Source organism: Crenalkalicoccus roseus, from assembly GCF_004761865.1.
In the GTDB taxonomy this organism is placed as follows: domain Bacteria; phylum Pseudomonadota; class Alphaproteobacteria; order Acetobacterales; family Acetobacteraceae; genus Crenalkalicoccus; species Crenalkalicoccus roseus.
In genome coordinates, this window is the sequence record NZ_SJDM01000005.1 from 151,832 (window position 1) to 174,587 (window position 22,756).

The window sequence follows — 22,756 nt, forward strand, 5'->3', positions numbered from 1 at the left end:
ATGAGGCTCTGCATCTTCGGCGCCGGCGCCATCGGCGGCCTCATGGCCGCGAGGCTGGCGCAGAAGGGCGATGTGGACGTCACCGTCATCGCCCGCGGCCCGCACCTCGCGGCGATGCAGGCGAACGGCCTGAGGCTGCTCGGCGAGGGCGGGGAGATCGTGGTCCGCCCCCGCGCCGTCGCCAGCGCGGAGGAGGCGGGGCCACAGGACTATGTGGTGGTCACGCTGAAGGCCCATTCCCTGCCCGCCGCGGCGCGGCAGATGCAGCCGCTGCTCGGGCCGGAGACCGCCATCGTCGCGGCGGTGAACGGCATTCCCTGGTGGTATTTCTACAAGCTGCCGGGACCGTTCGAGGGCCGCCGCGTGAGGAGCGTGGACCCGGACGGCAGCGTCTGGGACCTGCTGCACCCTTCCCGCGTCATCGGCTGCATCGTCTATCCGGCGGCGGAGGTCACGGCCCCGGGCGTGATCGAGCACACCTACGGCGACCGCTTCACCCTCGGCGAGCCGGATGGCAGCCGCAGCGAGCGCGCGAGCCGCCTTTCCGCCGCCCTGGTCGCCGCCGGCTTCAAGGCTCCCGTGCGGCCCAGGATCCGCGACGAGCTGTGGGTGAAGCTCTGGGGCAACATGGCCTTCAACCCGCTCTCGGCGCTGACCACGGCGACGCTCGACCTCATCACCGGCGATCCCGAGCTGCGCGCGGTCTGCCGGGAGATGATGCTGGAAGGCCAGGCGGTCGCGGAGCGGCTCGGCGTGCGCTTCGCCATAGACGTGGACAAGCGCATCGCCGGCGGCGCCGAGGTGGGGGCGCACAGGACCTCGATGCTGCAGGATCTGGAGCGCGGCCGGCCGATGGAGGTGGACGCGCTGCTCGGCAGCGTGGTCGAGCTGGCGGAGATGGTGGAGGTGCCGGCGCCGACCTGCCGCACCGTGCTTGCCCTGCTGCGCGCCCGCGCGCGGCTCGCCGGCTGCTACTGAGGCGGCACGGGGCGGGGTTGCCGCTGCCCCCACATGCCCGCATTCTCCCGCCGCCGGCCGAGGGGGAGCCTCGCGGGGCGCGGCCGAAGCGGCGAAATCCATTCTGCGCGATAAGGGGACCATGATGGTGACGCGTTCGAGCTTCCTTGCTCTCCTGGGCGCGCTGGCGCTTGGCGGCTGCGGCCGGATCATGGCGGCCGATCCCGCCAGGCCGAGCGCGACCCTGCCGCCGGATGCGATGACAGGTGCCGGCGACCCGCTGCGCTCGGCCATCGCCGCGACTGCGGCCGATTTCAGCAACCCGGCACGGCTGGCCGGGCGGCCGGCGGAGGCGGCGCAGGCCCTGGCGCAGATGGAGTATCTGGCGGTGGAGCTGCCCGGCAATCCGACGCTGCTCACCGCCATGCCCACCCTACCGGTCCAGCTTGCCGAGGCGCGGCGGGAATGGCGTGCCGCCCTCGGCATCCCGCCCCAGGCGCCGCCGCAGATGGTGATCGACTCCCTCTACGCCTCGGCGCGCAGCCTTCACGCCGGACGGCGGGAGGAGGCGGCCGCGGCGCTGCCATCCGGCCTGTTCACGCCGGGCGGCGCCGCGACCCTGGAGCGGCTGGCGGCGCTCCCGCCCCTGCCGCGGACCAACGCCGCCGCCGTGGCCGCCTCGCAGGCCGAGCGTCAGGGACTCGAGTTCAGGCCCGCCCTCTGATGCGTCGGCGCGGGCTGCCGCTGCTCCTCCTGCTTGCCGCGGCAGGCTGCGCCGAGATGACGCGGCCACCGCCCCCGCCACCGCCCGCCGGGCTCGTGGGAGTCGCGCCGGATCCGCTGCGGGCAGCGCTGTCCGCCACCGCCGCGGCCTTCGCCGAGGCCGGCGCCGGTCTGGCCGGCCGCCCGGCCGAGGCGGCGCAGGCGGTGGCGCAGCTCGAATACCTTGCCGCGACCCTGCCGGAGGAGCCTCGCCACCGCTTCGTCGCCGAGAGGGCCGGGCAGGATCTGCTCCTGGCACGGCAGGAGGTGCGCGACGCGCTCGGGGTGGCCGAGGAGGCGCAGCCGATGGCGGTGGTGCGCGCGCTGCTCGCCGCCGCGGCGGCGCTGCGGGCGGGGGATGGCGCGGCCGCCGCCCGTGCCCTGCCGTCGCCGATGTTCCGGCCCGGTGGCGAGGCGAGCGTGCGCCGCCTCGGCCTGCTCGGGCCGCTGCCCCAGGCAGGGCTTGCCACGGCGGCCGCAGCGCAGGCCCTGGCGCGGGCGGACGCCATGGGCCTCGCCGACCGGGCGCGCCTGCCGGAGGTGACGCTCGGCGTCGGCACCGTCACCACGGCGCCGGCCGGCCTCGGCTACTGATACCGGCTGCGGCCTGCGGCCCGCCGCCAATGCGGCGAGCCGAGCGAAGCGCTGGCGCCGGGACGCGACGTGGGAGGCTCCGCCTCACGGGCCCGCCGTCCGGCGGCTTCGTGCCTCAATCCGTCGCCATCACCCTGACATAGCTGCCGGGCGCGTCCTCGATCGGGGTCAGGCCGCCATCGCCGGGGATGCGGGCAGGCACGCGCTCGGGTGCGAGGGCGGAGACCCAGCGCTGCCAGTCCGGCCACCAGGAGCCCGCGATCTCCGTCGCGCCGCGGAACCACTCCTCGGGGTCGGGCGGCAGGGCCTCGTTCACCCAGTAGCTGTACTTCCCGCTCTCGGGAGGGTTGACCACGCCCGCGATGTGGCCGGAGGCGGCGAGGACGAAGCGCACCGGCCCGGCGTAGATCTGCGTGGCGCGGTAGGTGCTCTTCCAGGGCGCGATGTGGTCCTCCCGCGTCGAGATCAGGTAGCTCGGCACCTTGATCTTGCGCAGGTCTATCTTCACGCCCAGCAGCTCGATCGCGCCCGGCTTCACCAGGTCGTTCTGCTGGTACATGCGGCGCAGGTAGAAGCTGTGCATCCGTGCCGGCATGCGCGTGGAGTCGTCGTTCCAGTAGAGCAGGTCGAAGGGGAAGGGCTCCTGCCCCAGGAGGTAGTTGTTGACGACGAAAGACCAGATCAGGTCGTTGGCGCGCAGCATGTTGAAGGTGGTCGCCATCTCCGCCCCCTCCAGGTAGCCGCGCTTCTGCATCCTCTCCTCGAGGGCGCGGAGCTGCTCCTCGTCTATGAAGACGCCGAGCTCCCCGGCCTCCTCGAAGTCCACCATGGTGACGAAGTAGGTGGCGGAGCGGATGCGGTTGTCCCGCTTCGCCGCCATGTGGGCCAGCGTCGTCGCCAGCAGCGTGCCGCCGAGGCAGTAGCCGATGGCGTTCACCTGCCGCTCCCCGGTCGCCTTCTCGATGGCGTCGAGGGCGTCGTAGACGCCTTCCTTCATGTAGTCGTCGAAGCCCTTCTCGGCCAGCCGCGCGTCCGGGTTCACCCAGGAGACCATGAACACGGTGTGGCCCTGCTCGACGGCCCAGCGCACGAAGGAATTCCGCGGCCGGAGGTCCAGGATGTAGAACTTGTTGATCCAGGGCGGGAAGATGACCAGCGGGCGCTTCAGCACCGTCTCGGTGCTCGGGTTGTACTGGATGAGCTGCATCAGGTCGTTCTGGTACACGACCTTGCCCGGCGTGACGGCGATGTTCTCCCCCACCTTGAACTTGCTGTCGTCGGTCATGCGGATGCGGAGCTGGCCCTTGCCGCGCTCCAGGTCCGCCAGCAGGTTGGAGAGGCCCTTCAGCAGGTTCTCACCCCCGGTCTCCGCCGTCTTGCGCAGCACCTCGGGGTTGGTGAGCAGGAAGTTGGACGGGCTCATCGCATCCACGAACTGGCGCGTGTAGAAATCCACCTTCTGCGCCGTCTTGGGATCGAGGCCATCCACCCCACTGACCACGTTCTGGAAGTAGCGGGCGGAGAGCAGGTAGGACTGCTTGATGAAGTCGAACACCTCGTTCTCGCGCCAGGCCTCGTCCTTGAAGCGCCGGTCGCGCGGATCCTCGGCGATCACGGGTTCGACCTGCGCGCCCATCATCCGCCGGGCGGTGTTCTGCCAGAGCGTGAGGTAGTCCTGCCAGAAGCCGATCTGCGCCTGCATCAGCCGCGCCGGGTCGCTCATCAGCCGCGTGGTCATCTCGAGGAAGGCGCCCCCGATGTTCAGGGGATCCATGTCGCTGCCCTGCTCGGCCTGGCGCTTCAGGAAGTCGTTGACGATGCGCTGTCCCCGCTCGGCGACCTCCGCCATGGTGCGGGTGACGAGGCCCGGATCGGGGAGCCGGAAATGGGTGGGGTCGGGCGGGCTGTTGTCGGCCATGCGGCGTCCCTTTCGCGCTGCGCGCGCTCCTTCTGCCTGCTGCGCCAGCGGGCGCTTTCCTCCGCGGCTTCCTCCCAACGCCGATCGGGCTGCCGCGTTGGCACCGCGCGATCTTTCGGGGCGGCGGCTTCCGGGCTAACCCTGCGCGGACGGGAAAGGATGCCGGAACATGGGCTGGAAGCGCCTGATGGGCAGGGCAGGACTCCTCGGCCGGCACCGTAAAGAGCGGACGGGGGGCGATCAAGCGGCCCTCGCCGTGCTGCTCTGTCTGGCGCTGGGCGGCTGCGCGGTGCCGCGGGAGGTGAACCCGGTCTGGATCGCGCGCGAGGTCACCGGCCTCACGGATCGCGAGCGCCCGCCACCGCCGGGCCTTGATCGGCCCTTCCCGAACCTGGCCAGCGTGCCGCCCCGCCCCGAGCCACCTCCTGCCGCGGTACGCGAGGGGATCACCGCCGGGCTTGCCGCCGACCGGGCCGGCGCTCGGGATCCGCTGGCGCTCGGAACGGCGTTGGGCGGCAGGGGCGCCGCGGCCGCGGTACCCGGCTTTCCGCCGGTTCCGGCTCGGCCACCACCGCCCCCCGCCCTGGCTGCGGCGCCGCGGGTGCCCTGGACCGACGCGCCGGCGCCGCGCCACGGCCCCGAGCCGGTGCGGGCCACGCCCGGCGAGGCGCCGCCCGAACCCCTGCCGGAGCCGGGCGCGGAGCCCGCGCCGCCGCCGCCTGAACTGCTCGCTCCGCTACCGGGTGCCGCGCCGCCGCCGCCACCGCCGGCGGAGCTGCTCGCGCCGCCTCGCACCCGCTGAGCGGCTCGGCTATACGGAACGGCCCGCCGCCCGGCGGGCCACGCATGATCGGATCCGCGCCATGACCGAGGAATTCCACCGCATCCGGCGCCTGCCGCCCTACGTCTTCGCCGAGGTGAATGCCGCCAAGGCGCGGGCGCGCGCGGCCGGGGAGGACATCGTGGACCTCGGCATGGGCAACCCGGACAGCCCGACGCCGCCGCACATCGTCGCCAAGCTGGTCGAGGCGGTGCAGGACCCGCGCACCCACCGCTACTCCATGTCCAAGGGCATTCCCGGGCTGCGCCGGGCGCTGGCGGGCTACTACGCCCGCCGCTTCGGGGTGGCGCTCGATCCGGAGACGGAGGTGGTCGCCACCCTCGGCAGCAAGGAGGGGCTGGCCAACCTCGCCCAGGCCATCGCCTCGCCCGGCGACACCATCCTGGTGCCCAACCCGTCCTATCCGATCCACCAGTTCGGCTTCATCATCGCCGGCGCTTCGGTGCGCTCCATCCCCTACACGCCGGACGAGGAAATGCTGCGGGCGATGGACCGGGCGGTGCGGCATTCCGTGCCGAAGCCGACCGCCGTGATCGTCAACTTCCCCTCCAACCCGACGGCGCTGCTCGCCGATCTCGACTTCTACCGCGAGCTGGTCGCCTTCTGCCGCCGGCACGGGCTGTTCATCCTCTCCGACCTCGCCTATGCCGAGCTCTACTTCGGCGACAAGGTACCGCCCTCGGTGCTCGAGGTGCCTGGGGCGAAGGATGTGGCGGTCGAGTTCACCTCCATGTCCAAGACCTACAACATGCCGGGCTGGCGCATCGGCTTCGCCGCCGGCAATCCGCGGCTGATCGCGGCGCTGGCGCGGGTGAAGTCCTACCTCGACTACGGCGCCTTCACCCCGATCCAGGTCGCCGCCGCCGCCGCGCTGAACGGGCCGCAGGACAGCATCGAGGAGATGCGCCGCCTCTATCGCGAGCGGCGGGACCTGCTGGTGAAGGGGTTGCGCGCCGCCGGGTGGGAGGTACCCTCGCCGGAAGGCTCGATGTTCGTCTGGGCGCCGATCCCGGAGCGGTTCCGCGACCTCGGCAGCGTGGAGTTCAGCAAGCTGCTGCTCGCCAGGGCCAAGGTCGCCGTCGCGCCCGGCCTCGGCTTCGGCGAGCATGGCGACGGGCATGTGCGCATCGCGCTGGTCGAGAACGCGCACCGCATCCGGCAGGCGCTGCGCGGCATCCGCGCCTTCCTGCAGGGCGACAATCTGGGGCCCGCCCTCGCCGAGAAGGAGCTCGCCAAGGCATGACCCGCCCGCTTGCCGTCGCGCTCGCCGGCCTCGGCACGGTCGGCATCGGCGTGCTGAGGCTGCTGCGCGACAATGCGGAGCTGGTCGCGGCGCGCGCCGGGCGGCCGATCGCCGTCACCGCTGTCTCGGCGCGGGACCGCGCCCGCGACCGCGGCGTCAGCCTCTCCGGCCTGCGCTGGTACGACGATCCGGTGGCGCTCGCCGCCGATCCCAAGGTGGACGTGGTGGTCGAGCTGATCGGCGGCAGCGAGGGGCCGGCGCGTGCGCTGGTGGAGCGGGCGCTCGCCGCCGGCAAGCCGGTGGTCACCGCCAACAAGGCGCTGCTTGCGGTGCACGGCGCGGCGATCGCCGAGCTGGCCGAACGCCATGGCGCGCCGCTCGGCTTCGAGGCCGCAGTCGCCGGCGGCATCCCCGCCATCAAGGCGATCCGCGAGGGGCTCGCCGCCAACCGGCTGCACCGGGTGGCCGGCATCCTCAACGGCACCTGCAACTACATCCTGACCACCATGCGCACCGAGCGGCGGGAGTTCGGCGAGGTGCTGGCTGAGGCGCAGAAGCTCGGCTACGCCGAGGCCGATCCCTCCTTCGACATCGACGGCGTGGATGCCGCGCACAAGCTGGCGATCCTCGCCGCCCTTGCCTTCGGCCGGCCGGTGGAGTTCGGCGCCGTGCATGTCGAGGGCATCCGCGAGGTCACCGCCCTCGACATCGCGCTGGCCGAGGAACTCGGCTACCGCATCAAGCTGCTCGGCATCGCCAAGCGCGAGGAGGCGGGCATCTCGACCCGCGTGCACCCCTGCATGGTGCCGGCCTCGGCGCCCATCGCCCGGGTGGACGGCGTGTTCAACGCCGTGGTGGCGGAGGGCGACTTCGTCGGCCGGGTGGTGCTGGAGGGGCGCGGCGCCGGCGCCGGACCGACCGCGAGCGCGGTGGTGGCCGATCTGATCGACCTCGCCCGTGGGCGGCACACGCCGGTCTGGGGCGCGGGCAACGGGGCGCTCGACCCGTCGCCGGCCCTGCCGATGGACCGGCACGTGGGGGCCTACTACCTGCGGCTGATGGTGGTGGACCGGCCGGGGGTGATCGCCGACGTCACCGGCGTGCTGCGCGACCATGCGATCAGCCTCGAATCCATGCTGCAGCGCGGCCGCGCGCCGGGCGAGGCGGTGCCGGTGGTGCTGGTCACCCATGATTGCGAGGAGGCGGCGATGCGCGCCGCGCTGGCGCGCATCGAGGCGCTGGAGGCGGTGCTGGAGAAGCCGGCGCTGATCCGCATCGAGCCGCTGTGAGGCGCCCCCGCCGCTTCCGCGACGCGGCGGCGGCGGTGTAGTCTGGCGTCCGACGGACGGAGGCAGCGATGGCGGAGTTCGACCCCAAATCGGGCATGGTGATGGACCGCAACCTGGCGCTGGAGCTGGTGCGGGTCACCGAGGCCGCGGCGCTGGCGGCGAGCCGCTGGATGGGGCGCGGCGACAAGAACGCGGCCGACGGCGCCGCCGTGGAGGCGATGCGCAAGGCTTTCGACACGGTGCAGATCTCCGGCACCGTGGTGATCGGCGAGGGCGAGATGGACGAGGCGCCGATGCTCTACATCGGCGAGAAGGTCGGCGCCGGCGGGCCGGAGGCGGACATCGCCGTGGACCCGCTGGAGGGCACCTCCATCACCGCCAAGGGCGGGCCGAACGCCATGGCGGTGGTGGCGCTCGCGCCCCGCGGCGGCTTCCTGCACGCGCCCGACATCTACATGGACAAGATCGCGGTCGGCCCCAACCTGCCCGAGGGCGTGGTGGACCTCGACGAGACAGTGGAGCGCAACCTGCGAGAGCTGGCCAAGGCGAAGAAGCGCGACGTCTCCGACCTCGTCGTCTGCATCCTCGATCGCGACCGGCACAAGGAGCTGATCAAGCAATGCCGCGCCGCTGGTGCGCGCATCATGCTGATCCCGGACGGCGACGTGGCCGGCGTGGTCGCCACCACACAGCCCGACACTGGCGTGGATATCTATCTCGGCTCCGGCGGCGCGCCGGAGGGCGTGCTCGCCGCCGCGGCGCTGCGCTGCACGGGCGGGCAGATGCAGGGCCGGCTGCTGTTCGAGAACGAGGATCAGATCGCGCGCGCGCGCGACATGGGCATCGCCGACCCGAAGCGCAAGTACGGCCTGCTCGACATGGCGAAGGGAGAGGTGATGTTCGCCGCCACCGGCGTGACCGGCGGGCCGATGCTGAGCGGCGTGCGCCGCTTCGGCAACGGCGCGCGGACCCATTCCATCGTCATGCGCTCCAAATCCGGCACCGTCCGCTACATCGAGGCGCACCACAACTTCACGCTGAAGCCGGCCGCCTTTGTCGCCTGATGCGCTGATGGACGGCCATCTGGCGGCCGGGCCGGTGCTCGGCATCGCCCGCAGCCTCACCGGGCGCCGCTGGATCTGGCGGCCCGGCGACGAGCGCGTGGGCCTTGCCATCGCCCAGCGCCTCGATCTGCCCGAGATCGTCGGCCGGCTTCTCGCCGCGCGCGGCATCGGCTGGGAGGCGGCGGCCGACTTCCTCGAACCCACGCTGCGCGTCCTGCTGCCCGATCCCTCGGTGCTGCGCGACATGGACGCGGCCGCGGAGCGGCTCGCCGAGGCGGTGCGGCGCGGCGAGACCGTCGCCGTGTTCGGCGACTACGACGTGGACGGGGCCTGCGCCGGGGCGCTGATGGTGCGCGCCCTGCGCCAGCTCGGCTGCCGCGTCTCGCACTACGTGCCGGACCGGCTGAAGGAGGGCTACGGCCCGAACCCGGGGGCGATCCGCGCCCTCTGCGCGCGGGGCGCCACGCTGATCGTCTGCGTCGACTGCGGCACCGCCGCCCACGAGGCGCTGGAGGCGGCGCGCGGCCGCGCCGACGTCGTGGTGCTCGACCACCACAAGTCGGAGGGGCCGGTACCGGCGGTGGCGGCGGTGGTCAACCCGAACCGGCTCGACTGCGCCTCGGGGCTGCGCCATCTCTGCGCCGCCGCCGTCGCCTTCCTGGCGGTGATCGCGCTGCAGCGCGCGCTGCGCCGCGCCGGCTTCTTCGCGCGGCGCGAGGAGCCGCGGCTGCTCGACCTGCTCGACCTGGTGGCGCTCGCCACCGTCTGCGACGTGATGCCGCTGAGCGGCGTGAACCGCGCCCTGGTCGCGCAGGGGCTGAAGGTGATGGCGCGGCGCGGCCGGGCCGGCATCGCCGCGCTGCTCGAGGTGGGCGGGGTGCGCGACGCGCCCAGCGCCCACTCGCTCGGCTACGTCCTCGGGCCGCGCATCAACGCAGCGGGGCGGATCGACGAGCCCGATCTCGGCCTCCGCCTGCTGCTCTGCGACGATCCCGTCGAGGCGCGCGCCATGGCGGAGCGGCTCGATCAGGTGAACCGCCGCCGCCAGGAGGTGGAGGGGGAGGTTCTGGGCGCCGCCCTCGCCGCGGCGGAAGCGCAGGTCGCCGCGGGCCATCCGGTGCTGCTGGTCTGCGGCGAGGGCTGGCACCCCGGCGTCGTCGGCATCGTCGCCGGGCGGGTGAAGGAGCGCTTCAACCGCCCGGCCTGCGTCGCCGGCCTGGCCGGCGGGGTGGCGAAGGGCTCGGGCCGCTCGGTTCCGGGGCTCGATCTCGGCGCGGCAGTGATCGCGGCGCGCCAGGCGGGGCTGCTGGAGGCGGGGGGTGGCCATGCCATGGCGGCCGGCTTCACCTTTGCCGCCGCCCGCCAGGCGGAGGTCCATGCCTTCCTCGACGAGCGCCTGGCGCAGGCCGCGGCGCTGCCCGCCGCCGCCGACCTGGTGGTGGAGGGCACGGTGTCCGTGGCCGGCGCCACCTCGGCGCTGGCGCTGCAGGTGGAGCGGCTGGCCCCCTTCGGCGCCGGCAACGAGGAGCCGGTCTTCGCCCTGCCGCGTGTTCGGGTGGTGCGCGCCGACCGGGTGGGCAGGGAAGGCGGTACCGTCCGCGCCTTCCTGGAAGGCGAGGGCGGCGGACGGCTGAAGGCGATTTGCTTCCGCGCCAAGGACGGGCCGCTGGCGCAGGCGCTGCTCGGCTCGGGCGGTGCGCCGCTGCACCTGTGCGGGCAGTTGCGCGCCGAACGCTGGAACGACGAGGTCAGCGCCTGCCTGCACGTGGTGGACGCCGCGCCGGCGCGCGCCCCGGCCTGATCCCGGCGCGCCGCGGGCTTGCCGCGCCGCCGGCGCGCGGGCAGTGTGCGCGCCTTCGGGCAGGGAGGGCGTGATGGCTGCGCGGCGCTATCGGATCGCGGTGATACCGGGCGACGGGATCGGGAAGGAGACGGTGCCGGAGGGGCTGCGGGTGCTCGACGCCGCCGCCCGGCGCTTCGGCTTCGACCTCGACCTCACGCATTACGACTGGTCCTGCGACACCTATGTGCGCACCGGCCGCATGATGCCGGAGGACGGGCTCGACCGGCTGCGGGAGAGCGATTCGATCTTCCTCGGCGCCGTCGGCTGGCCGGGCGTGCCGGACCATGTCTCGCTCTGGGGCCTGCTGATCCCGATCCGGCGCGGCTTCGACCAGTACGTGAACCTGCGCCCCTGCCGGCTGATGCCCGGCGTGCGGACGCCGCTCGCCGGCCGCGGCCCGGAGGAGATCGACTTCTACGTCGTCCGCGAGAACACGGAAGGCGAGTACAGCTCGGTCGGCGGCCGCATGTTCGAGGGGACGGAGCGCGAATTCGTCTCCCAGCAGAGCGTCTTCACCCGCCAGGGCGTGGACCGCGTGCTGCGCTACGCCTTCGAGCTGGCGATGACCCGCCGGCGGAAGAAGGTGACCAGCGCCACCAAGTCGAACGGCATCACCTTCACCATGCCCTACTGGGACGAGCGCTTCGCCGCCATGGCGCGGAACTATCCGGAGGTGGCGACGGACCAGTACCACATCGACATCCTCTGCGCGCATTTCGTGCAGCACCCGGACTGGTTCGACGTGGTGGTGGGCTCCAACCTGTTCGGCGACATCCTGAGCGATCTCGGCCCGGCGGTGGCGGGCTCGATCGGCATCGCTCCCTCGGCCAACATCAACCCTGAGAAGCGATTCCCGAGCATGTTCGAGCCGGTGCACGGCTCGGCGCCGGACATCGCGGGCAGGTGGATCTGCAACCCGATCGGCCAGATCTGGTCCGGGGCGATGATGCTCGAGCACCTGGGAGAGAAGCAGGCGGCCGATGCGATCGTCGGGGCGATCGAGCGGCTGCTCGGCCAGGGCGGCCCGCGCACGCGCGACATGGGCGGGCAGGCGGGCACGACGGATGTGGGCAAGGCGCTCGCCGAGGAGGTGGGGAGGGCCTGAGGGCCCGTCCGCGGCGGGGATTGCTGCTTGATGGATGCTCGCCCTGCGGCTAGCATATCCAGCAATTGAGAGTAATTCGCAATTGGCTCGCTGCCGGAGGGCCATGCATGGGGCGCGCGATGCATCCGACTCCCGCCACCACCATCGCGCGGCGCTGCGAACGCGCCGTCGTGACCGCCTATCGCGAACTGCGCCTGAGCGGCACCGATGACCTCTCGGCCTTCCGCGCCTGCGCCGTGCTCTACCGCATCCACCACCCCGAGGCCTCGGTGGCCGAGGCGCGCCGGCTGGTGGCGGAGTGGATCGACCATCACATCGTGCGCGAAGGCCTCGGCCCGACCCGCGGCTGCGACTGCGCCTGATCAGCCCCGCGCCCAGGCGATCGCCGCCCGCGCCAGGGCATCGATCGTGTCCGCGACCGGGAAGGGCAGGGCCGGCCCGGCGGCGATGCCAAGCGGAATCTCCGTGCAGCCCAGCACCACCGCCCGGGCACCCCGGGCGGCAAGGGCACGGGCGGCCTCCGCCAGGGGAGCGTAGGCCTCCGCCACGCGGTTCGCCTTCACCAGCGCGATGGCCGGCGTGACCAGGCGCCGCATCTCCTCCGGCCCGGGCACCAGGCAGGCATAGCCCCGCGCCTCCAGGCGATCCTGGTAGAGGTTCATGGCAAGCGTGCCCGCCGTGCCCATCACCCCCACCTTGCCACCCCCTATGCCGAGCCGGCGCAGCTCCTCCGCCGCGGCATCGACGATGTGCAGGATGGGAAGGGGGGTGGCGGCCTGCAGCGGCGCGAACCAGCCATGCGCGGTGTTGCAGGGGATGGCGATGGCGCCGCAGCCGGCCGCCTCCAGCCCGCGTACGCCCCGCAGGAGCGCAGGCAGGGGATCCTCGCCCCCGGCGAGGCGGGCGGCGGTGCGGTCCGGGACGCGGGGATCGGACCAGAGGATGGCGGGGATGTGGTCCTGATCCCGTTCCGCCGGGGTGAGCAGGGTCAGGCGCAGCATGAAATGCGCGCTCGCCAGCGGCCCCATGCCGCCCAGCACCCCCAGCACCCGCTCCGTCATCGCACCCTCTCCGTCCCGGCCGGACGGAGCTTGCCGCATCAGGGCAGGCTCATGAAGTTGGCGGTGGCGCTGGCGCGGAAGATCAGGTCGCGCATCGCGGGGTGCTCATGCCCCTGCTCGTCCACCAGCGCGTCCATGGGGCAGAAGAATTCGTGCGGATGCGCCACCTGGCTGGCCGCGAAGTGCTCGTAATGGGGACGGGTCAGGCCGAACACCACCCGCACGTCGCGCACCGGCAGGATGCAGGGGCCGGTCGGCTGCTCCGCGAACAGTCGGATCAGTCGCCAGCGCGGGACCGGGTCGTTCTCCTGAGCGGGGGCCAGCAGCCAGGGCAGGGGACAGACCGCGAGCAGGGAGGAGACGGAGGGGGCGAAGCGGGAGCGCTTGTCGAGCAGGTTCTGGAGGGTGGAGCAGGCCTCGATGCAGAGGATGTCCACATAGGGGTCGTCCGGATGGGGGCTGAAATGCAGCCAGAGCCCGTCCGGCAGGGTGCGCAGCCGCTGCGACCCCGGCACCTTCAGGAAGGGCTGGGCAAGAGCGGCGTGATCGCCTGGCCGCCCGCGGAGCCAGGTGCCCGGCTGCATGGGGTTGGCGACGATCCCCGGCGGCCGTTGCGGCCACTTCTTCAGCTGGTTCCGCACCAGGCGGTCCATGACATGACCCCGTTCGGAGACGGCCGGCTCTCTCATTCCGCGAATTCCAGAGGTGCTATGCAACTTATAGGTTCAATGTCTCCCGAATGATGCGTCCTGACAAGAATCAAAAATGATAACGCCCGGTAACCATGCGTATGCATGGACCGTGGGGGCAACGCCGCGCCGGGCGGGCCCTGCCCGGCGCGACTCCGCCCTGGCCGCCCCGCCTCCTGGCGCGTGCAATGGGCCGCGTCAGCCCCGGACGTCGAGGGGCACGTAATCCCGCTGCGCGGGGCCGCGATAGATCTGCCGGGGCCGTCCGATGCGCTGGGAGGGATCCTCGATCAGCTCCTTCCACTGGCTGACCCAGCCAACCGTGCGGGCAACGGCGAAGAGCACGGTGAACATCTGGGTCGGGATGCCCATCGCCTTGAGGATGATGCCCGAGTAGAAGTCCACGTTCGGGTAGAGCTTGCGGCTGATGAAGTACTCGTCCGAAAGGGCGATCCGCTCCAGCTCCATGGCGATGTCGAGCAGCGGCTCGTCCTTGATGCCGAGCTCGGCCAGGACCTCGTGGCAGGTCTCCTTCATGATCTTCGCGCGCGGGTCGAAATTCTTGTAGACCCGGTGGCCGAAGCCCATCAGCTTGGTGTGGCTGTTCTTGTCCTTCACCCCGTTGATGAAGGCCGGGATGTTCTCCGGCCGGCCGATCTCGGCCAGCATCTTCAGCACCGCCTCGTTCGCGCCGCCATGCGCCGGCCCCCAGAGCGCGGCGATGCCGGCGGCGATGCAGGCGAAGGGGTTGGCGCCCGTCGAGCCGGCGAGCCGCACCGTGCTGGTGGAGGCGTTCTGCTCGTGGTCCGCATGCAGGACCAGGATGCGGTCCATGGCGCGCGACAGGATCGGGTTGTTCACCCAGGGCTCCGCCGGCACCGCGTTCAGCATGTAGAGGAAGTTCTCCGCGTAGCTCAGGTCGTTGCGCGGATACATGAAGGGCTGGCCGATCGAGTACTTGTAGGCCCAGGCGGCGATGGTCGGCACCTTGGCGATCAAGCGGAAGGCCGCGATCTCGCGCTGGCGCGGATCGTTGATGTCGAGGTTGTCGTGGTAGAAGGCGGCCATCGCGCCGACCACGCCGCACATCACCGCCATCGGGTGCGCGTCGCGGCGGAAGCCGTCGAAGAAGCGGCGGAGCTGCTCGTGCAGCATGGTGTGGTAGGTGACGCCGCGCCGAAACTCCTCGAGCTGCCGGGCGGTCGGCAGCTCGCCGTACATCAGCAGGTAGGCGACCTCGATGTAGTCGGACCTTTCGGCGAGCTGCTCGATCGGGTAGCCGCGGTACAGCAGCACGCCGGCATCGCCGTCGATGTAGGTGATGGTGCTCTCGCAGCTCGCCGTGGCGCCATAGCCCGGGTCGTAGGTGAAGATGCCGAGGTCGCCGTAGAGCTTGCGGATGTCCACCACCGCCGGCCCGAGGGTTCCGGAAAGCAGCGGCAGGGTGGTGCTGCGGTTGGTCCCGTCGAGCGTGACCGTGACGGTGCCCTTGCCCGCCGCGTCGGCCTTGCTGGTCATGGTGCGATACCCCCAAGGTGGTGCGGCGCCGCGTCTCGCGGCCCCGTCATGATGCGGCGCAAGATATCGGCGCCTGCCGCTTCTTGGCAACGCGCCCCCGCCGGAGTGTGTCGGGGAGGCGACAGGCGAAGGCGCGCAGAGATGTCCTCCGGCGGCGAGGCCGGGGCGCCCCTGCCTTCCAGGAAGCGCGGCCCGGCGCGGCCTAAGCCGTCGCGGCTTCGGATTGCCCTGATGGCAATCCCCGGGCGCGGCATCGGGCGCCGCCAGTCCCCTTGCCCGCCCGCGAGGTGCCGGAGGGTCCTTGCCCTCCGCCCGCGGATCGGGTCTGCTGCGCGTGGGCGGGCGGCAGACCCGCCGAATGGGAGGCGTTCCATGATCCTCGACAGGCGCACCATCCTTCGCACTGGCGCGGCCGCCGCGGCCGCCGGCGCGCTGCCCTTTGGCTCCGCCCGGGCGCAGCCGGGCAATGCTGTGCGCATCGGCGTGCTCACCGACATGTCCGGCCCCTACCGCGACATCAACGGCCCGGTCACCGTGGCCTGTGCGCGCCTTGCGGTGCAGGAATTCGGGCCGCGCGACTTCGAGGTCGATGTCCTGGTCGCCGACCACCAGAACCGCCCCGACGTCGCCCTGAACATCGCCAGGCAGTGGTACGACCGCGACGGCGTGGACATGGTGCTGAGCCTCGCCGCCTCCTCGGTGGCGCTGGCGGTGGCCGAGCTGACCCGCGAGAAGAACAAGGTGGCGATCGCCACCTCCACCGCGACCTCGGACCTCACCGGGCGGGCCTGCACGCCGAACACGCTCCACTGGGTGTACGATACCTACATGCTGGCGAAGTCCACCGGCGGCGCCTCGGTGCGCGCGGGGGGCGACACCTGGTTCTTCATCACCGCCGACTACGCCTTCGGCCACGCGCTGGAGCGCGACACCGCGAGCTTCGTGCGCGCCGCCGGCGGGCGGGTGCTGGGCGGCGTGCGCACCCCCTTCCCCGGCACCACCGATTTCTCCTCCTTCCTGATCCAGGCGCAGGCCAGCGGCGCGAAGGTGATCGGCCTCGCCAATGCCGGGACGGACACGATCAACTGCATCAAGCAGGCGGCCGAGTTCGGCATCACCCGCCGCGGCATCCGCCTCGCCTCGCTGCTGATGTTCCTGCCCGACGTGCACGCGCTCGGCCTGCAGACGGCGCAGGGGCTGATCTGCACGGAGAGCTTCTACTGGGACCTCAACGACCGCACCCGCGCCTTCGCGCAGCGCGCCCGCGCCCTCGCCGGCCAGGTGCCGATCGGCATGAGCCAGGCGGGGGACTACTCGGCGACGCTGCACTACCTGAAGGCCGTGGCCTCGCTCGGCGTGCGCGCGGCCAGGGCGAGCGGCGCCGAGACGGTGGCACGCATGAAGGCGATGCCGACCGACGACGACGCCTTCGGCCAGGGCACCATCCGGCCCGACGGCCGCAAGCTGCACCCCGCCTATCTCTTCGAGGTGAAGCGGCCGGAGGAGAGCCGGGGCATCTTCGACTACTACAAGCTGCTGCAGACCACCCCGCCCGAGGAGGCGTTCCGTCCCCTCGACGAAGGGAATTGTCCCCTGGTCCGAAGCTGAGCCCCGCCGCGGCGGCCTCCCTGTCCGGGGTCGGGAACAGGCGGGCCGTTGCAGCGTTCCTTCGTGACGAGGCAGAAGGAGGTTTGGCGGTGGCCAACCCAGTGATGAGCATGTGGCTGAGCGCCGCCAACGCCTGGGCCGGCGCCATGCGCGGCTTCTGGACGGCGGAGCTGCACCGTCAGCAGACCGCGATGATGAACGAGATGCTGCGCCAGGGCATGGCGTTCTGGAGCGGCGCCTGGCTCGCCGGGGCCCGCTCGCCGGAGCGGCCCCGGCTTTCCGTGATCGAGGCGCAGCGGCGCCGCCCAGGGTAGGGGCGGCCCGCGCGGGACGCCCTATTCCGCCGCCACCGAGGCCGGGGCTTCCGCGGGTGCGAGGCGGAAGCCCTCGTAGCCCTTGGCCGCCACCTCATCACAGATCTGGCGATAGGTGCCGACACCGCCGACATAGGGCATGAACACCCGCGGCTTGCCCGGAACGTTGGCACCCATGTACCAGGAGTTGGCCTGGGGATAGAGGGTGCGGTGCGCCACCTCGTTCACGTGGTCCACCCAGCGGTCCTCCGCCTCCCGGGTGGCCTCGATGCGGGCGAGGCCGCGCGCGCGCATGTGGGCGAGGCAGCCGGTCAGCCAGTCCACGTGCTGCTCGATCGAGACGATCATGTTGCTCAGCACCGAGGGGCTGCCCGGGCCGGTGATCATGAACAGGTTGGGGAAGCCCGCGCTCATCAGGCCGAGATAGGTGCGCGGCCCCGCCGCCCATTTCGCGGCCAGGCTCTCGCCGCCGCGGCCGCGGATGTCGATCTTCAGCAGCGTGCCGGTCATGGCGTCGAAGCCGGTGGCGAAGACGATGCTGTCCACCTCGTAGGCGGCCTCGCGCGTGCGCAGGCCGGTCTCGGTGATCGCCTCGATCGGCGCCCGGCTGACGTCGATCAGCCGCACGTTGTCGCGGTTGAAGGTCTCGTAGTAGTGGCTGTCCACGCAGATGCGCTTGGTGCCGATCGGGTGGTTGCGGGGCGACAGGATCTCCGCCGTCGCCGGGTCCTTCACCGTGGCGCGGATCCTGGCGCGCACGAACTCCGCCGCGGTGTCGTTGGAGGCCTGGTTGGTCAGCAGGTCCACGAAGGCGCCCATGAAGGCGGTGCCGCCCGCCGCCCAGCGCTCCTCGTAGACGCGCTGGCGCTCCTCCTCCGTCACCTCCATCGCCGAGCGCTGGTCGATGTTGTAGAGGATGCCGGTGCGCATCTGCCGCGCCTTCTGCCGGTGCGCGGCATAGTCGGATTTCCACCACCGCTCGTACTCGGCGTCCATCGGCGCGTTGCGGCTGGGGATGCTGAAATTCGGCGTGCGCTGGAACACCAGCAACTCCGCCGCCTGCTCGGCGATCACCGGGATCGCCTGGATGGCGGAGGAGCCGGTGCCGATCACCGCCACGCGCCGCCCGGTGAAGTCCACCCCCTCATGCGGCCAGAAGCCGGTGTGATACCAGGTGCCGCGGAAGGTCTCGAGCCCCGGTATGTCCGGCACCCTGGCGGCGGAGAGGCAGCCCGTGGCCATGATGCAGAAGCGGGCGGAGATCGCCTCGCCCCGCTCGGTGCGCACCAGCCACCGTCCCGCCGCCTCGTCGTAATGGGCGGCGGCGACGCGGGTGTTGAAGCGGATGTCGCGGCGCAGGTCGTAGCGGTCGGCGACGTGGTTGGCGTAGGCGAGGATCTCCGGCTGGGCGGCGAAGCGCTCGCTCCACTTCCATTCCTGCTGCAGCGCCTCGTCGAAGGAGAAAGAGTACTGCATGCTCTCCACGTCGCAGCGCGCGCCGGGGTAGCGGTTCCAGTACCAGGTGCCGCCGACCCCGTCCGCCGCCTCGAGGATGCGCGCCGAGAGGCCGAGGCCGCGCAGGCGGTGCAGCATGTAGAGGCCGGCGAAGCCGGCGCCGACGATCACCGCGTCGAGCGTCTCGGGCGGTCCCGCCTGCGCTGCGGGTGTCTCGTGCGGATCGGACATGCTTCACTCCCAATGGCTTGCCCGGACCGCCACCCATGCCAGGGGCGGTCAGGGCTTTCCGGCAGAGCATCACGCCCCGCCGGGGCCGTCAACCGCCCGGGGCGGAGGCGCCGGCCCGGTTTACCCGCCGCTCCCGATGCGCGAGCATGGACCGGCGGAACGCGGGCCGGAAGGAAAGGGCATGCGGGTCGAGATCCTCTGCACCGGCGACGAGATCCTCACCGGCAAGACGGTGAACACCAACTACAGCCACATCGCGCAGCGCCTGACCGAACTCGGCCTCGCCGTCTGCCGGGGCACCACGGTCGGCGACGACCGGGCGAGCCTGCTTGCCGCCTTCCGCGAGGCGGCGGCGCGCGCCGATGCGGTGATCGTCAATGGCGGCCTCGGCCCCACGGTGGACGACCTGTCGCAGGAGGTGGCGGCGGAGGCCGCGGGCGTTCCCCTGGTGCTGCACGAGCCCTGGCTCGCCCGCATGGAGGCGTTCTACGCCCGCCGCAACCGCCCGATGCCGCCCAACAACCGCAAGCAGGCCATGCTGCCCGAGGGGGCGGAGCTGCTCGACAACCCGATCGGCACCGCCTGCGGCTTCGCGGTGACGATCGGGGGCAGGCGCTTCTACTTCACCCCCGGCGTGCCGCGGGAGATGCGCCGGATGCTGGAGGAGCAGGTGATCCCACGCCTGCTCGCCGGCGCCGGGCTGCGCGGGGTGACGCGGCTCAAGCGCTTCCACTCCTTCGGCATCGGCGAATCCCGCGCCGACGCGCTGCTCGCCGGCATCGAGGCGCTGGCGCCGGAGGGGGCGGTGAAGCTCGGCTTCCAGGCGCACTACCCGCAGCTCGAGACCAAGCTCGTGGCGCGCGGGCCGGATGCGGAGACGGTGGAGCGCCTCCTCGCCCCGCTGGCGGAGGAGGTGCGCCGCCGACTTGGCCACTTCATCCTCGCCGAGGACGACCAGACGCTGGAGGGCGTGGTGCTGGAGGCGCTGCGCGCCGGCGGCTTTACCCTCTCGGTCGCCGAAACCCTCACCGGGGGCGGCATCGCCGCGCGCCTCGCGCCGCTGCCGGGGGCGGAGGGGGTGTTCCGGCGCGCCGTGGTCGCCCGCGAGGCGGGGGAGCTCTGCGCCGCTCTCAACCTCGGCGCCGATGCCGCCGCGATGCCGCCGGCGGCGCTCGCCCACGCCCTGGCCGCGGCGCTGCGCCGGGAGGGCGGGGCGAGCCACGGCCTCGCCGTGCTGGTGGCGCCGGATGGCGGCACCGAAGGGGCGGAGGCGGGCGGGACGATCCATATCGGCATCGCCGACCCGCAGGGCGGCGCGGCGCGGGAGGCGCGGCTGCTCGGCGGGCGGGAATGGCTGCGCCTCGGCGCCATGGAGCTCGCCCTCGACTGCCTGCGCCGGCGCCTGCGCGGCCTGCCGGTGGAGGAGCGGGTGGATTTCGAGCGGCGCTGATCCCCGGCGGGGCGGATCAGAACCGCAGATCCAGCCAGGAGAGGTGCCCGCCCTTGCCGGCGCCGGTGTCGAGGAACACGGCGCGGCCGCCGAGCGCGCCCCGCTCCACGAAGGGCCTGCCGTCCGTGGAGCGGCAGTCATGGCCGCAATGGACGGTCACGCCGGCCGGGATGCGGTTCACCCAGCCGTAGAGCCGCTCCGGATAGCCGTCCGGCCGCATGCGGCTGGTCACCTGGCCGAACAGGGCGCGGGAGAGCAGCGGGTCCGGGCGCCGCGCCCCGGCATCGGGCGGCGGCGGCTCGTGCAGCATGCGCGGGTGCCAGCCGGCATGCACGAAGCACCAGGCGTCGAGGCGCAGCCAGGCTGGCGCCGCGGCGACCTCGGCCAGCAGCCGCGCCTTCAGCGCCGCGCCGTCCGGCGCCGCCTCGAGCTGGGCGAGGGTGGCGCCAAGCCCCTCGGCGGCGATGCGCACCCGCTGCCCGGAGAGGACGCGGCGCAGCTTGTGGTCGTGGTTGCCGAGCAGGAAGCGGCCCTGGCCGCGGTCCAGCACCCCGAACATCAGGCGCAGCACGCCCGGGCTGTCCGGGCCGTAATCGGTGAGGTCGCCGAGCTGGAGCAGGAACAGCCGCTCCGCCTCCGCCCCCGCCACGGCATGGGCGAAGGCGGCGGCCTCGCCATGCACGTCGCCCACCACGCGCAGCCCGGCGAAGCCGCGGCGGGCCAGCGCCTCGGCCCCGGAGGGAAGGTTCATGCGGCGTCGTCCTCCGCCACCTCGCGCAGCGTGGCCAGGGCGCGCCGCCGCGCCGCCGCGTGCTCCACCACCGGGCGCGGATAGTCGCGGCCGAGCGCGAGGCCGGCCTGCCGCAGCACCGCCTCCGGCGCCTCCCAGGGGCGGTGCAGGTAGCGGTCGGGCAGGCGGGCGAGTTCGGGCACGAAGCGGCGGACGTAGCGGCCGGCCGGGTCGAACCGCTCGCCCTGCAGCACCGGGTTGAACACGCGGAAATACGGCGCCGCGTCGGTGCCGCAGCCCGCCACCCACTGCCAGGAGGCGCTGTTGGAGGCGAGGTCGGCGTCCACCAGCGTGTCCCAGAACCACGCCGCCCCGTCCTGCCAGGGCTGCAGCAGGTGCTTCACCAGGAAGGAGGCGGCGATCATGCGCACCCGGTTGTGCATCCAGCCGAGGCGCCAGAGCTGGCGCATCCCCGCATCCACGATCGGGTAGCCGGTGCGCCCGCGCCGCCAAGCGCGCAGCAGCGCCGGGTCGCGCGCCCAGGGGAAGGCAGCGAAGCGCGGGCGCAGCGGCGCCTCGGGCATCTCCGGCCGGTGCCAGAGCAGGTGGTAGGAGAATTCCCGCCACAGCAGCTCGGCCAGGAAGGGCCGCGCCGCGGCGCGGTCGCCGCCGAGGGCCGCCAGCGCCGCGTGCCAGACCTGCGCCGGCGAGACCTCGCCCCAGCGGAGGTGCGGCGAAAGGCCGGAGGTGCCCTCGGTGCCGGGATTGTTCCGCGCCGCGCCGTAGTCCCGCAGCGGCCCGGCGAGGAAGCGGGCGAGGCGCGCCTGCGCCCCCGCCTCGCCGGGCGTCCAGAGGGCGGGGAACTCGGCCGCCCAGTCGGGCTGCGGCGGGGTGGGCAGCAGGCCGAGCGCGGCGAGCGGCTCTCCCTCCGGCGCCTCCGGAACGGGGCGCAGCCGCTCCGGCGCGGGCAGGGGCGGGGGCGGGTCGCCCAGCGCGGCGACGGCGCGGGCGAAGGGGGTGTAGATGGCGTAGGGCCGGCCGCTGCCGCTCCGGACCTGCTCCGGCTCCCGCAGCAGGGCGCCGGGGAGCAGGACGAGCCGCCGGCCTTCGGCGCGCAGCGCCGCGGCGAGGCGCTCGTCGCGCGCCCGCGCCCAGGGCTCGTACAGCCGCCCCGCCAGCACCTCCGCCGCGCCGGTCCGGGCGGCGAGGGCGGGGAGCAGCGCCTCCGCCCGGCCGCGCAGCAGCAGGAGCGGCGCCCCGCGCGCCGCCAGCGCCGCGCCGAGCGCCGCCAGGCTGTGGTGCAGCCACCAGCGCGCGGCACCGCCGGGTGCCCAGCGCCCCGCCGCCGCCTCGTCGAGCACGAAGACCGGCAGTACCGGGCGGTGTCCGGCCGCGGCGAGGATCGGGTTGTCGGCGAGCCGCAGATCCTGGCGGAACCAGAGCAGGGCGGGAGCGTCCATGTTGCCCATGTGGGGGCAATCCACGCCGGCGCGAGGCCGATGCGCCGGCGTAGATCGCCCGGATGGTGGAAGGAGCCGGCCATGCGCGGGGGTCGAACGGCGGGTTCGTCCCTGATCCTCGTCGCCGCGCTGCTCGCCGCCCTGCTGCCGCGGCCGGCGGCAGGGGCGACGGTGCTGGAGGTGCTGGCGGCGGATGGCCGCTTCGGCCGCTTCCTCGAACTCGCGCAGCGTGCCGGCATGGAGGAGCGTCTGCGCCAGCCGGGGCCGCTGACCATCTTCGCCCCGACCGACGCCGCCTTCGCCGAGGTGCTCGCCGCCCGCGCCAGGGCCCCCGGCCGCGCCGAGGCGGCGCCCTGGCCGGATGCCGAGGCGCTGCGTGCCCTGATCGGCGCCCACATCGTCTCCGGCAAGGCGCTGCGCCTCGCGGACCTGGACGGGGAGGGGCAGGAGCTGCGCAGCGAGGGGGAGGCCGTGCTGCGCCTCCGCCCCGCCTCGCGCGCCTCGGCGCTGGTCACCGCCGCCGCGGCCGGCCCCTGGGAAGGGCGGACGGCGCGGATCGTGGAGCCCGACATCGTGGCCGCGAACGGCGTCATCCATGCGATAGACGGGCTGATGCTGCGCTGA

Annotated in this window: 21 protein-coding genes; 14 read left to right on the top strand and 7 right to left on the bottom strand. The window is 73.0% G+C overall.

What is annotated here, in order from left to right:
• The 3 genes from ET526_RS06875 to ET526_RS06885 all read left to right on the top strand — a co-directional run bounded on the left by ET526_RS06875 (position 1) and on the right by ET526_RS06885 (position 2,313).
• A complete protein-coding gene (locus tag ET526_RS06875; RefSeq protein WP_135466943.1) occupies positions 1-978 on the top strand; it encodes a 2-dehydropantoate 2-reductase in 978 nt (325 codons plus the stop codon).
• Positions 979-1,099: 121 nt separating this feature from the next.
• Positions 1,100-1,681 (top strand): hypothetical protein, encoded by a 582-nt coding sequence (locus ET526_RS06880; RefSeq protein WP_135466944.1) that lies wholly within the window; start codon positions 1,100-1,102, stop codon positions 1,679-1,681.
• Entirely contained in the window at positions 1,681-2,313 is a 633-nt protein-coding gene (locus ET526_RS06885; RefSeq protein WP_135466945.1) for a hypothetical protein, read from the top strand. The genes ET526_RS06880 and ET526_RS06885 overlap by 1 nt, the downstream gene beginning before the upstream one ends.
• A 115-nt stretch (positions 2,314-2,428) precedes the next feature.
• Here ET526_RS06885 and ET526_RS06890 read toward each other — a convergent pair whose 3' ends face one another.
• Entirely contained in the window at positions 2,429-4,231 is a 1,803-nt protein-coding gene (locus ET526_RS06890) for a PHA/PHB synthase family protein (RefSeq protein WP_135466946.1), read from the bottom strand.
• A gap of 169 nt (positions 4,232-4,400) precedes the next feature.
• Here ET526_RS06890 and ET526_RS22330 point away from each other — a divergent pair, with 169 nt between their 5' ends.
• The 7 genes from ET526_RS22330 (at position 4,401) to ET526_RS06925 (ending at position 11,978) form a co-directional block, all read left to right on the top strand.
• Positions 4,401-5,033 carry a hypothetical protein gene (locus tag ET526_RS22330; RefSeq protein ID WP_135466947.1) on the top strand — a complete coding sequence of 211 codons (633 nt, stop codon included), beginning with the start codon at positions 4,401-4,403 and terminating at the stop codon, positions 5,031-5,033.
• Between the two features lie 61 nt (positions 5,034-5,094).
• Positions 5,095-6,315, top strand: a complete 1,221-nt coding sequence (locus ET526_RS06900; protein ID WP_135466948.1) for an LL-diaminopimelate aminotransferase — start codon at positions 5,095-5,097, stop codon at positions 6,313-6,315.
• Positions 6,312-7,604, top strand: coding sequence for a homoserine dehydrogenase (locus ET526_RS06905; protein ID WP_135466949.1), 1,293 nt, complete (start codon positions 6,312-6,314; stop codon positions 7,602-7,604). The genes ET526_RS06900 and ET526_RS06905 overlap by 4 nt, the downstream gene beginning before the upstream one ends.
• A gap of 68 nt (positions 7,605-7,672) precedes the next feature.
• Positions 7,673-8,668 (top strand): class II fructose-bisphosphatase, encoded by a 996-nt coding sequence (gene glpX / locus ET526_RS06910; protein ID WP_135466950.1) that lies wholly within the window; start codon positions 7,673-7,675, stop codon positions 8,666-8,668.
• Between the two features lie 7 nt (positions 8,669-8,675).
• Entirely contained in the window at positions 8,676-10,469 is a 1,794-nt protein-coding gene (gene recJ / locus ET526_RS06915) for a single-stranded-DNA-specific exonuclease RecJ (RefSeq protein ID WP_135466951.1), read from the top strand.
• 73 nt (positions 10,470-10,542) lie between these two features.
• Positions 10,543-11,616 (top strand): tartrate dehydrogenase, encoded by a 1,074-nt coding sequence (locus tag ET526_RS06920; protein WP_135466952.1) that lies wholly within the window; start codon positions 10,543-10,545, stop codon positions 11,614-11,616.
• Between the two features lie 119 nt (positions 11,617-11,735).
• Positions 11,736-11,978: a hypothetical protein gene (locus ET526_RS06925; RefSeq protein WP_135466953.1), complete on the top strand. Its 243-nt coding sequence runs from the start codon at positions 11,736-11,738 to the stop codon at positions 11,976-11,978.
• Here ET526_RS06925 and cuyB read toward each other — a convergent pair whose 3' ends face one another.
• The 3 genes from cuyB to gltA all read right to left on the bottom strand — a co-directional run bounded on the left by cuyB (position 11,979) and on the right by gltA (position 14,884).
• The gene (gene cuyB, locus ET526_RS06930) at positions 11,979-12,677 is read right to left on the bottom strand and encodes a cysteate racemase (RefSeq protein WP_135466954.1); all 699 of its coding nucleotides are present in this window, start codon (positions 12,675-12,677) and stop codon (positions 11,979-11,981) included. It lies immediately after the preceding gene.
• 38 nt (positions 12,678-12,715) lie between these two features.
• Positions 12,716-13,366, bottom strand: coding sequence for a hypothetical protein (locus tag ET526_RS06935; RefSeq protein ID WP_135466955.1), 651 nt, complete (start codon positions 13,364-13,366; stop codon positions 12,716-12,718).
• Positions 13,367-13,564: 198 nt separating this feature from the next.
• Positions 13,565-14,884, bottom strand: coding sequence for a citrate synthase (gltA, locus tag ET526_RS06940; protein ID WP_135466956.1), 1,320 nt, complete (start codon positions 14,882-14,884; stop codon positions 13,565-13,567).
• Between the two features lie 372 nt (positions 14,885-15,256).
• On the opposite strand from gltA, the gene ET526_RS06945 reads away from it, so the two are divergent.
• Together ET526_RS06945 and ET526_RS06950 are read left to right on the top strand one after the other, a co-directional pair.
• A complete protein-coding gene (locus tag ET526_RS06945) occupies positions 15,257-16,492 on the top strand; it encodes an ABC transporter substrate-binding protein (RefSeq protein WP_135466957.1) in 1,236 nt (411 codons plus the stop codon).
• An 89-nt stretch (positions 16,493-16,581) separates the two neighbouring features.
• Positions 16,582-16,806: a hypothetical protein gene (locus ET526_RS06950; protein ID WP_135466958.1), complete on the top strand. Its 225-nt coding sequence runs from the start codon at positions 16,582-16,584 to the stop codon at positions 16,804-16,806.
• A gap of 21 nt (positions 16,807-16,827) precedes the next feature.
• Here ET526_RS06950 and ET526_RS06955 read toward each other — a convergent pair whose 3' ends face one another.
• Positions 16,828-18,492: a flavin-containing monooxygenase gene (locus tag ET526_RS06955; RefSeq protein WP_135466959.1), complete on the bottom strand. Its 1,665-nt coding sequence runs from the start codon at positions 18,490-18,492 to the stop codon at positions 16,828-16,830.
• Between the two features lie 181 nt (positions 18,493-18,673).
• Here ET526_RS06955 and ET526_RS06960 point away from each other — a divergent pair, with 181 nt between their 5' ends.
• Entirely contained in the window at positions 18,674-19,942 is a 1,269-nt protein-coding gene (locus ET526_RS06960; protein WP_158295515.1) for a CinA family nicotinamide mononucleotide deamidase-related protein, read from the top strand.
• Positions 19,943-19,958: 16 nt separating this feature from the next.
• Here the strand turns inward: ET526_RS06960 and ET526_RS06965 are convergent, their stop codons facing one another.
• Together ET526_RS06965 and ET526_RS06970 are read right to left on the bottom strand one after the other, a co-directional pair.
• The gene (locus ET526_RS06965) at positions 19,959-20,693 is read right to left on the bottom strand and encodes a metallophosphoesterase (protein WP_135466961.1); all 735 of its coding nucleotides are present in this window, start codon (positions 20,691-20,693) and stop codon (positions 19,959-19,961) included.
• Positions 20,690-22,141, bottom strand: a complete 1,452-nt coding sequence (locus ET526_RS06970) for a cryptochrome/photolyase family protein (RefSeq protein ID WP_408869756.1) — start codon at positions 22,139-22,141, stop codon at positions 20,690-20,692. Before ET526_RS06970 ends, ET526_RS06965 begins: the two co-directional genes overlap by 4 nt.
• A gap of 72 nt (positions 22,142-22,213) precedes the next feature.
• On the opposite strand from ET526_RS06970, the gene ET526_RS06975 reads away from it, so the two are divergent.
• The gene (locus ET526_RS06975) at positions 22,214-22,756 is read left to right on the top strand and encodes a fasciclin domain-containing protein (RefSeq protein ID WP_158295516.1); all 543 of its coding nucleotides are present in this window, start codon (positions 22,214-22,216) and stop codon (positions 22,754-22,756) included.